An 11606-nucleotide genomic window follows, 5' to 3' on the forward strand; every position below is an offset into this window, starting at 1 on the left:
AGCCCGTGAATGAAGATTAAATGGAGATGCGCGATGGGTTGTTACGCGCTTTTATCGGGCGGCGGTTTCGGCGGCGGGGAGGCTGCGGAGGTAGGCCCAGAGGGCTTTGAGCTCGGTGTCGGTCATTTGGCCGATGGCGGCGGGCATGATCGGGTGGAGGGTGGTGCCGTCGGGGCGTTTGAGGGTGCGGAGTGTGGCGATGAATTGTTCCTCGGACCAACCGCTCAGGCGACTGGAGGCGTGCGGGGTGAGATTGGAGGTGGCGGGCCAGTCGGGCGGAGTGCCGGGGATGCGGCCGCCGGAGAGATTGGGCCCGTGGCAGCCGGTGCAGGAGGTGGCGAGGTATTTACCGTATTCGGCGGTTGGCGACTCGGTGACGCTGACGGGGCGGTGGGCGGCGTGGTCGATTTCTTCGGCGGCGAGCTGGACCTGGCCGGCGACCATGAGGGCGCGGATGACGGGGCCGGGGGAAAGCGGGCCGCGCTCGCGGTCGACGGCGGGGAGGGTTTTCAAGTAGGCGATGGCGGCGCCGAGATCCTCGTCGCTGAGCTCGGCGTACTCGAGCGAGGGCATGAGGATGAGGGCGCGGCCGTCTTGCGCGAGGCCGTGGCGGATGGCGCGGACGTAGTCTTGATCGGAGTAACTGGCAGGGAGGCCGCCGCGACCGCGGGTGATGTTGGGGCCGTAGAGTTTGCCGGCGGCGGGATCGTCCACGACTTTGGCGCCGCCGAAGTCAGCACCGTGGCAGTCGGCGCAGGAGCGGGTGGTGACGATGTGTTTGCCGCGGGCGATGGTGGGGGCGTCGGTCGGAATGGCGACGGGGCGGACCTCGACGGTGTGAAGCCGGCGGAGGCGGTAGTTGGTCGTCGCGTACACGGCGCCGGCGGCGAGGGCGAGGAAGCCGATGAGGACGGCGAGGACGATGAGCGGGATTTTGACGAACTTGCGGCGGAACATGGCTGGAAAAGTAGCGAGTAGGGAGGACGCAGGCGTGGGTGGGCGGTGCTGATCGGCACTTGGATAAGTGCCGGTCCGTGGCGGGCGGTGATCTCAGGCGAGGCTGACGATCAGGGCGGCGACGATGGCGGAGAGCAGGAAGGCGCAGGTGATGACTCCGAAAATCTGGGTGGCGTTGAGGTCGGAGGGGCGTTCAGGGAAGGCGCGGGTGAAGTGGTGCGTGAGGGCGGAGGCGGGCGGGATCATGAGCGGATTAGTTTGAGCGTTGGAGGAATCCCGGGTGCGGGTTTCTTACGGATGAATATACGGTGATCTTAGCAGGTGTTTCAGGCGGGGGTATTAGCCGGATGGCTAAGGGCGGCACGCGCGGCGCGTGCCGTCAGTGACCAGTGACCAGTGACCAGTGACCAGTGACCAGTGACCAGTGCGCTGGCGCGAGTAGCAGGAAAGCGGGCGGGGTCCAACCGGCGGGTTAGGGCTAACCCGCCCTGCCTCGGAGCGGGGCGGCGCTCACGGGTGCGTTTCATTTCGCAAATGTTGCCTCGGGGAATGAAGGGCGCGCAGGGTGGTGGCTCGCATGGCAAACGGACCTGATGCTTCTCACTCACCTTTTTCCAGCAATGCGCCGATGTCGGCGGCCGAGCGCGAGGAGCGGCGGCGGGCGGATCGGGAGTTGCGGGAATCGGAGCTACGGTTTCGCGGGTTGTTCGAGCAGACCCCGGTGAGCATGCAGCGGTTCAGACCAGATGGGGTGTCGATCAAGGTGAACCGGGCGTACGAAAAACTTTTTCACCTGACGGATGAGCAGCTGGCGGCGGCGAAGTTCAATCTGCTGGAGGACCGGCAGATCGCGGAGACGGGGCTGCTGCCGATTTTCAAGCGGGCGTTTGCGGGGGAGCCGGTGCTGACGCCGCCGACTCCGTTTGATCCGAATGTGGCAGTGCCGGGCGGTCGGGCGGGGTTGCGGTATATCCGCGGGCATTTTTTCCCGATTCGCGACAGTCTGGGGGAGATCCGTGAGATCATCGCGATGCATGAGGATGTGACGGATCTCGTGAAGGCAGAGCTGGCGCTCAAGGAGCTGAATCAAGAGCTGGAGGCGAAGATCGCGGAGCGCACGCGGGCGCTCAGCGAGAGCGAGCAGCGGCTGCGGGCGATCGTGGAGACGCAGACAGAGCTGGTGGGGCGTTACCGGCCGGATGGCGTGACGACGTATGTGAATCCTGCGTACGAGCGTTTATATGGGAAGCGGGCGGCGGAGTTTGTGGGGAAGAATTGGATCGAGGCGGCGGCACCCGAGCTGGGCGAGACGGTGCGCGGGAAAATCGCAGGGCTCAGCCGGGAGCGGCCGAGTTTCGAGTTTCTTCACCACAAGACGCTGCCGGAGAGCGGGCGGGCGTTGCATGAGCACTGGGTGAATCGCGGGATTTTCGACGAGTCGGGGAGGCTGGTGGAGATTCAGGCCTCCGGGCGGGATGTGACGGAGCTGGTGGAGGTGGAGCGGCGTTTCCAGGAATCGGAGGCGCGGTTCAACCGGTTGTTCGTGGATTCGCCGGCGGGCGTGGTGTTGCTGGATGGGGTGACGATGGTGGCGGTGAATCCAGCGGGGTTGAGGATGATCGGCTTCTCGGAGCTGAAGGAAGCGGTGGGGCGGACGCTGCTGGAGTTTTCGCCGGAGTTTCAGCCGGATGGAACGCCGTCGTTGCAGGCGGCGGCGCAGCTGGCGAAGCAACGCGAGACTCAGGGAAACTCACGCTTCGAGTGGACGTGCCGGACCCTTGGGGGCGCGGAGCTGACGATCGAGGCGTTCAGCTCGACGGTGGAGATCGGGGGGCGGACGCTGGCGCAGGTGATCTTGCATGACATCAGCGAGCGGAAGCGGGCGGAGCAGGAGCTGCGCAATTCGCTGGAGAGGGAGCGGGAGCTGAGCCAGTTGAAGTCGAACTTCATCAGCATGGTGTCGCACGAGTATCGGAATCCGCTGGGGATCATCCTGTCGTCCACGGAGCTGTTGAAACGTTATCACGACCGGCTGACGCCGGCGGAGCGGATGGAGTCGATCCTGGACATCGAGGTGGCGACGCGGCGGATGGCGGGGATGATCGACAACCTGCTGCTGATGGGGAAGGCGGACGCGGGGAAGCTGGCGATGGCGGCGAAGCTGGTGGATCTGGTGGAGCTGTCGCAGGTGATCATCAACGAGGCGCTGTCGGCGGGGGATGAGGGGCGGAAGATCCGCTTCGAGCATAGCGGTATCGAGTCGTTCGCGACGGGGGATGAGCAGTTGTTGCGGTTGATCCTGGGGAATCTGCTGACGAATGCGTTGAAGTATTCGCCACCGGAGCGCGCGCCGAGCCTGACGCTGACGCGGGTGGGGCGGCATGCGGTTTTCGCGATTCACGATGACGGCATCGGCATCCCCGAGGAGGACCGGCCGGCGCTTTTTCAGGCGTTCCGGCGCGCGAGGAACGTGGGGTTGGTGAACGGCACAGGGCTGGGGCTGTACATCGTGAAGCATTGCGTGGATCTGCACGAGGGCACCATCGAGCTTGAAAGCGCGGTGGGGAAAGGCACCACGGTAACCATCAATTTACCCATGTTTCCCGCGCTCACAGAACTGGCCTCGGCAATCGGATCGAAGAAAGGAGAGGCGTCGTGAAGAAAATTCTCGTTGTCGATGATGAGGCGATTATGCGCCGGAATCTGGGGAAGATTTTGCGGCTGGAGAATTTCGACGTACACGAGGCGGGCGATGGCAGGGAAGGTGTGGAGCTGGCTCGGACGCAGCTGCCGGATTTGATTCTTTGCGATATCTCGATGCCGCTGATGGACGGGCACGCGGTGCTCAAGGCGTTGCGCGAGATTCCGCATACGGCGCGGATCCCCTTTATTTTTCTGACGGCGCGGGGCGAGCACAGCGACGTGCGCAGCGGGATGACGCTCGGGGCGGACGATTATTTGATCAAGCCGGTGGGTGTGGCGGATTTGCTGGCGGCGATCGGTGCGCGGCTGAGCCGGATCGCGGATCACAACGGCTCGAACATGCCAAAGGCGGAGCCGAAGCCTGAGATGTTGCAGTCGCTGGGGCTGACGCCGCGCGAGGCGGAGGTGCTGTTTTGGGTGAGCCAGGGGAAGAGTAATCCCGAGGTGTGCACGATCCTCGAGATGAAGCTCTTCACGGTGAAGAAGCACCTGGAGAATATTTACGTGAAGCTCGGCGTGGAGAATCGGACGGCGGCGAGTGCGATGGCGTTGGAGAAGTTGGGGTGAGGAACTTTCCGTAGATGAAGATGCGACGTCAGATTGCGGGCGTGCTCGGAAATACTTTGAGCGCCTTCGCCAGTCGCTACTCGGATTACGACGGATATTGGTTGTTCGGCATTTTGATTACGCGAGCCGATCATTTTACCTTCAACATAGTTGGAGAGAACCCCGCAGAGAGAGATGATCCTGTTGTTGCTGCCGCTTTCTATCGGGGGCGTAATCTGTTTTTTCAACAGCTTGAAAAGGCTCAGCTGCCTGTTGGGTTCATTTCTTCTGCCTCGATCTCCTTGGAGAAGAGTTCGATCACTAAATTGGGGCCGGTGAACCATCACGCTGTCCTCGGTCATGATGTCACGATGTCTGCACGGGCAGTTTCAGATTTAGGCAAAGTGTATCGTTCCACTAAGCTCATCTTCGTTGCGCGTCATGATCCGGCAATTGAGCTGAGAAGTGTTCGTGGATGATTGGCGGCGGAATCTACGGAGTAATTTCGATCGGGCGGCGGGCGAGGACTTTGGCGCCCTGGTTGCTCATGTAGCGGATCTCGGCGGGGCCGGGTTTGGCGGGGGCTTTGATCGTCGCAGGGGTGCCGCGGTGTGTATCCGAATAGTGGGCATACTCGCCGTCGCGGGTGCCCTTCACGACGATGGTGAGGTAGTCGCCTTGGTTGTTGGGGCCGGCCCAGCGGATGGAGACGGGTTCGCCGGCTTTGGCGGTGGCGGGGGCGTCGAGTTCGATCAGGGCGGCGACGACGTTGATGGGGCGGCGGGCGAGGATGGTTTTGCCCTGACCGGCGGCGTAGCGGATTTCGTAGGTGCCGGGCTCGATGGGGGCGGTGACAGTGAGCGTGGCGCCTTTGGAGGCGTCGCTGTAGTTTTGATACACGCCGGGTTTGGCGTCGGGCGGGACGATGGTCACGTAGTCGCCTTGGGAGGCGAGGCCGGTCCAGGCGATGGAGACGGGGGTGCCGGCGATGACTTCGGCGGGGGCGTCGAGCGTGGTTTGAGGTGCGGTGATGTCGATGGCGCGGCGGTAGAGGATTTTGCGGCCCTGGCCGGTGACGTAGCGGATCTCGGCGCGGCCGGTTTTGGAGGGAGTGACGAGCGTGGCGGGGGAGCCTTTGGCGGTTAAGGTGTATTTGTCGTAGGCGTCGTTGGCGGCGTCGGGCGGGACGATGGTGAGGAAGTCGTTTTCGTTATTGGGGCCGGTCCAGGTGACGGTGATGGGAGTGTTGAGATGGGCGGAGGCGGGGGCGTTGAGGGTGGCGGCGATGGGCGAGACGTGGAGCGGGGTGCGGCCGAGGATGGTTTTGGAGCGGTTGGCGAGGTAGCGGACTTCGTAGGCGCCGGGCTCGATGGGGGCGGTGAGTTCGAGGGTGGGGCCGTGTTTGGTCTCGGCGTAGGTTTCGTAGGCGGAGGCGGGGGCGTCGGGTTTGGCGATGGCGAGGTAGTCGCCTGGGTTGTTGGGGCCGGTCCAGGTGACGGAGAAGGCGGAGCCGGCCATGGTGTGGGCGCGGAGTTGGATGGTGGCGGGCGTGAGGATTTCGGCGGGCTCGGTGGAGGCGGGAGCCGGAGTGGAGGGAACTGCGGCGGTGGGCGCGGGAGTGGGCAGGGCGGAAGGCGTGGGTGGCTCGGGTGGGGGCGCGGGTGTTTTTTTGCAGCGGGGGAGGAGTAGCAGGAGGAGCGCGATCAGGAGGAGAAGCAGGATGAGGAGGATCGTGCGGGTGCGTTTGTTGGGAGAGGGGGAGGTGGGAGCGGTCATGGGCGTGAAGCGGGAGAGGACGGGCGGACTTGTGAAGACGGAGGAAGGTCTCGCGAGGGTGGCGAAGGGGGCGAAGGTGGGGAGGCGGACGCAGGAGTTTTGGACAGGATTAAGAGGATTAACAGGATTGGGGGTACGGCTGGGCGGTAGTTTTTTAACCACGGATTGCACCGATGAGAATGGATGGGAACGGGCGCGGTTTATCTCGTAGGCGGCGAGCAAGCTCGCGCCCGAAGCTGAAAGGGACGTAGCCGTTGTCGGAAGATTAAGGCGCGGTTTTCGGCGTCCGTTTGCGATGTCGCTCAGCGCGCTCGGAGTGCGCGCTCCACCTGCGGAGTTACTTGATGCCGACGACCATGGAGTCGGGGCCAGTCAGGTGCTGGACGTAGGTGAAGCGGAAGCCGGCTTCTTCCATCCAGGCGGTGCAGTCGGCGCCGGTGTAGTCGAAGCCGCCGGGGGTCTCGATGAGCATGTTGAGGCTCATGAGGAGGCCGAAGGCGTTGTGGCGGCGGTCGTCGTCGATGATAGCGTCGTAGGCGATGAAGGCGCCGCCTTCGGGGAGGGCGTCGTAGGCGGCGCGGATGAGGTGCTTTTTTTGAGCTAGATCCCAGTCGTGGAGGATGTGGCCCATGAGGATGACGTCGGCCTTGGGGAGCGGTTGTTGGAAGAAGTCGCCGGGGAGGAAGTGGACGCGGTCGGAGAGGCCGTTGTCGCGGATGTAGTCCTGGAAGATGGGGCCGGTTTGGGGGAGGTCGAAGCCGGTGCCGGTGAGGTGGGGGTTGGCGAGGGCGATCTGGGCGGCGAGATCGCCTTGGGCGGCGCCGATGTCGGCGAAGGTGCGGTAGCGGGACCAGGGGAAGTTTTCGGCGATGGCGAGGTTGGCGCCGCGGCTGACGCCGGTCATGGCGGTGAGGAATTGTTTGAGGCGCTCGGGGTCGGCGTAGAGGGCGTGGAAGAAGTGGGCGCCTCCGGAGGCGGCTTCGTTTTGGGGGAGGCCGGTGCGGAGGCCGGTGGTGAGGCCGTCCCAGAAGCGGTAGAGGCGGGCGTTGAGCATCTCGAGGATGCCGCCGATGTAGCTGGGTTTGTTTTTATCGAGGAAGAGGTCGGCGTCGGGGGAATTCGAGTACAGGCCGTCTTCGCGTTCGAGGAAGCCGAAGGAGACGAGGGCGTCGAAGAAGTCGCGGGCGGAGCGGGAGTGGAGGCCGAGGCGGTGGCGGAGGGTTTCGGCGTCGGCGGGGCGGCCGGCGAGCTGGGTGAAGACCTGGAGTTCGACGGCGGTGAGGAGGGTTTTCGAGGACCAGAAGCCGGAGCCGACCTGCATGATGTGGGCGGGGGTGGGCGGCGGGATGGGGGCGACGAAGGCGGTGAGTGGGAAGGTGGCGTCTGAGAATGGGAGGGTGGCTTGAGCGGCCTGATCGGCGGTGGACGAGCTGGCGGCAGCGGCGAGTGTGTTCATGGAAGAAAAGACGGAGTCGGTTGCGACGAGTACTACCCATGAGCGTAGCAGTTGTTTCGGCGGCGGGTATTAGGCGATGGGCGAAGTGCCCGGTGGCTCATGAATGAATTTTGCCGGTCGTTTGACAGCGGTAGTTAGGCACCTAATTTCCGCGCACTATTCATGGCTTACACAGAAGATCGCTCGACTTGGTTTGAAGGGCAGGGGCTTTGGCAGCACGTCCCGGAGTCCGATTGGAAGGATTGGGTGTGGCAGCTCAAGAACCGGATCACGACGATCGACCAGCTGGAGAAGTACATGGTGCTCACAACCGAGGAGCGGCGTGGGATCGCGTTCGCGGGGAGCAAGCTGGCGCTGGCGATCACGCCGTATTTTTTCAATCTGATCGACCGGAACGATCCGAACTGCCCAATCCGGTTGCAGCTGATCCCGCGCGAGGGTGAGTCGATCACGAGCCAGGAGGAGATGCTGGATTCGCTGGGCGAGGATGAGCATTCGCCGGTGCCGGGATTGGTGCATCGTTATCCGGACCGGGTGTTGTTTTTGGTGACCGATCGATGCGCTTCCTACTGTCGGTACTGCACGCGGAGCCGGTTGGTGAGCAATGCGCAGGACTATAATTTTCATCCGGAGTACGAGCAGGGTCTGCGGTATATCGAGTCGCATCCGGAGATTCGCGACGTGCTGCTGTCGGGTGGCGATCCGCTGTTGTTGTCGGACAAGAAACTGGAGCACCTGATCAGCCGGTTGCGGGCGATCAAGCATGTGGAGTTTATCCGCATCGGGTCGCGCATCCCGGTTTTTCTGCCGCAGCGGATCACGCCTGCGCTGTGCGAGATTTTTAAGAAATACGGGCCGATCTGGATGAGCATTCACGTGAATCATCCGAAGGAGGCGACGGCTGAGCTGAAGGATGCGTGCGAGCGGTTGTCGTTCGCGGGCGTGCCTCTGGGGAATCAGTCGGTGTTGTTGCGCGGGGTGAACGATGACGCGGAGGTCATGAAGGCGCTCGTGCATCGTCTGCTGCGGATGCGGGTGCGGCCGTATTACCTTTATCAGATGGATCTGATCACGGGCGGGTCGCACTTCAAAGTCGATGTGCGCAAGGGCATCGAGATCATCCAGGCGCTGCGCGGGCACACGACGGGTTATGCGGTGCCGCAGTACGTGATCGATGCGCCGGGGGGCGGTGGGAAGGTGCCGGTCAACCCGGAGTACGTGGAAAAGATCACGGACGAGGAAATCGTGTTTCACAATTACGAGGGGCGGCAGTTCCGCTATCCGCTGAAGAGCACGCCGGTGGCGGCCGCGGGTGAGCCGATCCGTGTGAACGCGAAAGCGGGCGCGGCGGTGGCGCATGACGATGTGGCGGGGGCGTGCGATATCTGAGCGCTGAGTGCGTATCGGATTTTATACGGCGGAGACGGGCAGGGTTTTCCCTAGCTGCGCTGGATCACGGAGGGCAGCCCACTGCCGGTGTTGTGTGACGAACGGGCGACAGGATTTAGCATAAAATTAGCGCGAGAATTTTTGAGCGAATTTGAAAACACCGCGTCTATCTCCGCGTAGTCAGTATCGTTCCATTAGGGGATCGATACTTGTTTGTAGTTCTTACGGTTTGCTTGGTGTTAGGTCATGCTGGCCGCCCTGGTAAGGGGCGGCCTTCATGTTTTTAGCGACCGGAGATGCAGCGCGTGCGAGCACGCTGGCCTACGGGTGGATGGGAGGTGGCGAAAAAGTTTCCCTTGCGTGGGCGGGCTGCGGGCGTTTTCACCGGAACTTGCCTGTAGGGGTGTCCTCCGTCGGAGGGCTGAGATGATCGCGCGATCGGCGATCGGACCCTTCGAACCTGAACGGATCATTCCGGCGAAGGAAAACAGCAGGCGGTACCTTGGGGTGCCGCGTCTTTTTCTGGAGACCCGTTTCGGTTGGCACTCAACGCCTATGAAACCAACGAACGTCTCCCTCCTTACTTTTGCTGCGATCGCGCTTTCGAGCGGTGTCGCGGCTGCGAACGCACAGCAGGCTCCGGCTGCTGGCGAAATGGCGCCGGCGAGTGCCGCGCCCGATGTGGTGCTCGCGCCGGTGCGCGTCACGGCAGATCTCTGGGAGTCGCCGCTGGCGAAGATCCCGGCGAGCGTGAGCGTGTATGATGAAGCGACGTTGCGCGCCGGAGCGGTGGCGCATTTTGGCGATTTGGCGGACCAGATTCCGAATCTGACGTGGACGGGCGGGACGTCGCGGCCGAGGTATTTTCAGATCCGCGGCATCGGCGAGAATTCGCAGTACGAAGGCGAGACGCCGGACTCGACGGTACGCTTCCTGGTGGACGATCTGGATTTCACGGGGCTCGGTTCGCTCGGAAGTACGTTTGACGTGAAACAAGTCGAGGTGTTGCGCGGGCCGCAGGCGGGGGCGTTTGGCGCGAATGCGGCGGGCGGGGTGGTGCGGCTGGTCACGAACGAGCCGACGCCGTTCTGGACGGGGCAGATCGAAGCGAGCGCGGGCGAGGATGCGCTGCGCTCGGGCGGTTTTGCGGTGGGCGGGCCGTTGATCAAAGGAACGCCGGAGAAGCTGATGATGCGGCTGGCGGTGCAGCAGACGGAGAGCGACGGGTTTCGCCACAATCGTACCCTGAACGCCGATACGAATGCGCGGGATGAGTTCACGGCGCGGCTGCGGCTGACGTTTAATCCGACGGCGGCGTGGCGCTGGGAAGGTGCGGCGCTTTATTCGGACGTGAACAACGGCTTCGACGATTTCGCCCTGGATAACAACGGGCGCTACACGTACAGCGATCAGCCCGGACGGGATGAGCAGGAATCGGTCGCGGGCAGTCTGCGCGGCACGTACACGGGGCTGGAGGATGTGCGGCTGACGACGGTGACGGCGGGATCGAGCGTAGAATCTATTTATAGTTACGACGACGACTGGACGAATGGGTCGTACGAAGGCTTCAGCGATTTGCGGCGCGAGCGCGATGGGTTCAGCCAGGAGCTGCGTTTCGATTCGGCGGCGACGAGCGATGCGCTGGGCTGGGTGGATCGCTGGACGTTGGGCGCGTTTTTCTCGGCGACGAAGGAAGACAGTCGGTACACGAATGAAGACCCGGGCAATATCCGCGGGCTGACGACGAGCTATGAAGCGAAGAACGTCGCGGTGTTTGGCCAGGTATCGCACGACTTCACGCAGCGGACGCGCATGATTCTCGGGCTGCGCGCGGAGCAAGTGGATGTTTCGGGCGATGGGTTGAAGACGCGCTATCGGAAGACGCCGAACACGTATGATGCGCCGGTGCGGTTGGCGCCGTCGTTCGACGATACGATGGTGGGTGGAAAGCTCACGCTGGAGCATGATCTGACGGCGAACCATGTGGCGTTCGCCTCGGTGACACGCGGGTACAAGGCGGGCGGTGTGAATGTGGATGCGCGCATCAATCCGGCGGTCGATCCGCTGACGTACGAGACGGAGTATCTGTGGACATACGAAGTGGGTCTGCGCGGCAGCTGGTTCGCGCAGCGGCTGACGGGTGAGGTGACGATCTTCGACATCGAGCGTGACGACACGCAGGTGCGCGACTCGGCGGGGTTTGGCGGCAGCTACCGTTTCTTCACAGACAATGCGGAGAAGGCGTTTGTGCGGGGCGTGGAGGTGTCGAGTCGTTTCTCGATCACGTCGGCATGGTCGGTGAATGGATCGCTGGCGCTGATGGACTCGGAGCTGGACACGTTCCGGCTGTCGAGCGGCGATCTGGCGGGCGGGCGCGAACTGGCGAATACTCCGGAATACGGATACACCCTCGCGACGAGCTACCGGCCGGAGCAGGGCGTGTTTGGAAGTGTGGAGTTGGTGGGGCGCGCGCGTTTCTACGACTCGAATAATCAGAACGAAGAGCGGCGGCCGTTTAATGTGTGGAACGCAACGGTTGGTTACGCGTGGCGCGAGTGGACGCTGACGGTCTGGGTGCGCAACGCGTTCGACAAGGAGTACGACCGGCGCGTGTTTTTCTTCGGCAACGAAGACCCTAATTACGAACCGACGCGGTATGAGTCGCGGGCTGAGCCGCGGCAGGTTGGGGCGACGGTGCGGTATGACTTCTGAGCAAGCCGCTGGAGATAGAAACGTTACATAGCAAAAGAGCCGTCCACGATCTCCGTGGACGGCTCTT

9 protein-coding genes and 1 riboswitch are annotated in these 11606 nt (G+C 63.1%); of the genes, 5 read left to right on the forward strand and 4 right to left on the reverse strand.

Annotated features, from left to right (window positions below; all coding sequences use genetic code 11):
* Positions 1-51: 51 nt before the first annotated feature.
* Entirely contained in the window at positions 52-957 is a 906-nt protein-coding gene (locus tag CMV30_RS11570) for a c-type cytochrome (protein ID WP_096056171.1), read from the reverse strand.
* Positions 958-1050: 93 nt separating this feature from the next.
* Positions 1051-1203, reverse strand: a complete 153-nt coding sequence (locus tag CMV30_RS19885; protein ID WP_175414840.1) for a hypothetical protein — start codon at positions 1201-1203, stop codon at positions 1051-1053.
* 382 nt (positions 1204-1585) lie between these two features.
* On the opposite strand from CMV30_RS19885, the gene CMV30_RS11575 reads away from it, so the two are divergent.
* Genes CMV30_RS11575 through CMV30_RS11585 form a run of 3 tightly spaced genes read left to right on the forward strand, consistent with a single transcriptional unit; the run spans position 1586 to position 4685 of the window.
* The gene (locus CMV30_RS11575; RefSeq protein WP_175414841.1) at positions 1586-3616 is read left to right on the forward strand and encodes a PAS domain-containing sensor histidine kinase; all 2031 of its coding nucleotides are present in this window, start codon (positions 1586-1588) and stop codon (positions 3614-3616) included.
* A complete protein-coding gene (locus tag CMV30_RS11580) occupies positions 3613-4227 on the forward strand; it encodes a response regulator transcription factor (RefSeq protein ID WP_096056173.1) in 615 nt (204 codons plus the stop codon). Before CMV30_RS11575 ends, CMV30_RS11580 begins: the two co-directional genes overlap by 4 nt.
* 14 nt (positions 4228-4241) lie before the next feature.
* Positions 4242-4685, forward strand: coding sequence for a hypothetical protein (locus tag CMV30_RS11585; protein ID WP_096056174.1), 444 nt, complete (start codon positions 4242-4244; stop codon positions 4683-4685).
* Positions 4686-4698: 13 nt separating this feature from the next.
* Here CMV30_RS11585 and CMV30_RS11590 read toward each other — a convergent pair whose 3' ends face one another.
* Together CMV30_RS11590 and CMV30_RS11595 are read right to left on the reverse strand one after the other, a co-directional pair.
* Positions 4699-6153: a hypothetical protein gene (locus tag CMV30_RS11590; RefSeq protein WP_175414842.1), complete on the reverse strand. Its 1455-nt coding sequence runs from the start codon at positions 6151-6153 to the stop codon at positions 4699-4701.
* Positions 6154-6319: 166 nt separating this feature from the next.
* Positions 6320-7303, reverse strand: coding sequence for a methyltransferase (locus tag CMV30_RS11595; RefSeq protein ID WP_096057738.1), 984 nt, complete (start codon positions 7301-7303; stop codon positions 6320-6322).
* Between the two features lie 297 nt (positions 7304-7600).
* Here CMV30_RS11595 and CMV30_RS11600 point away from each other — a divergent pair, with 297 nt between their 5' ends.
* Both CMV30_RS11600 and CMV30_RS11605 read left to right on the forward strand, forming a co-directional pair.
* Positions 7601-8827, forward strand: coding sequence for a KamA family radical SAM protein (locus tag CMV30_RS11600; protein ID WP_096056176.1), 1227 nt, complete (start codon positions 7601-7603; stop codon positions 8825-8827).
* Positions 8828-9216: 389 nt separating this feature from the next.
* Positions 9217-9331, forward strand: a riboswitch (TPP riboswitch).
* A 51-nt stretch (positions 9332-9382) separates the two neighbouring features.
* Positions 9383-11539, forward strand: a complete 2157-nt coding sequence (locus tag CMV30_RS11605) for a TonB-dependent receptor (protein ID WP_096056177.1) — start codon at positions 9383-9385, stop codon at positions 11537-11539.
* The last annotated feature ends 67 nt before the right edge of the window (positions 11540-11606 follow it).

Origin of the sequence: Nibricoccus aquaticus (assembly GCF_002310495.1) — a bacterium.
In the GTDB taxonomy this organism is placed as follows: Bacteria; Verrucomicrobiota; Verrucomicrobiia; order Opitutales; family Opitutaceae; genus Nibricoccus; species Nibricoccus aquaticus.

Bases quoted from the DNA above. Each gene is read 5' to 3' on its own strand.
- CMV30_RS11570 (WP_096056171.1), bottom strand. From the start codon at position 957: ATGTTCCGCCGCAAGTTCGTCAAAATCCCGCTCATCGTCCTCGCCGTC.
- CMV30_RS19885 (WP_175414840.1), bottom strand. From the start codon at position 1,203: ATGATCCCGCCCGCCTCCGCCCTCACGCACCACTTCACCCGCGCCTTC.
- CMV30_RS11575 (WP_175414841.1), top strand. From the start codon at position 1,586: ATGTCGGCGGCCGAGCGCGAGGAGCGGCGGCGGGCGGATCGGGAGTTG.
- CMV30_RS11585 (WP_096056174.1), top strand. From the start codon at position 4,242: ATGAAGATGCGACGTCAGATTGCGGGCGTGCTCGGAAATACTTTGAGC.
- CMV30_RS11595 (WP_096057738.1), bottom strand. From the start codon at position 7,303: ATGCAGGTCGGCTCCGGCTTCTGGTCCTCGAAAACCCTCCTCACCGCC.
- CMV30_RS11600 (WP_096056176.1), top strand. From the start codon at position 7,601: ATGGCTTACACAGAAGATCGCTCGACTTGGTTTGAAGGGCAGGGGCTT.
- CMV30_RS11605 (WP_096056177.1), top strand. From the start codon at position 9,383: ATGAAACCAACGAACGTCTCCCTCCTTACTTTTGCTGCGATCGCGCTT.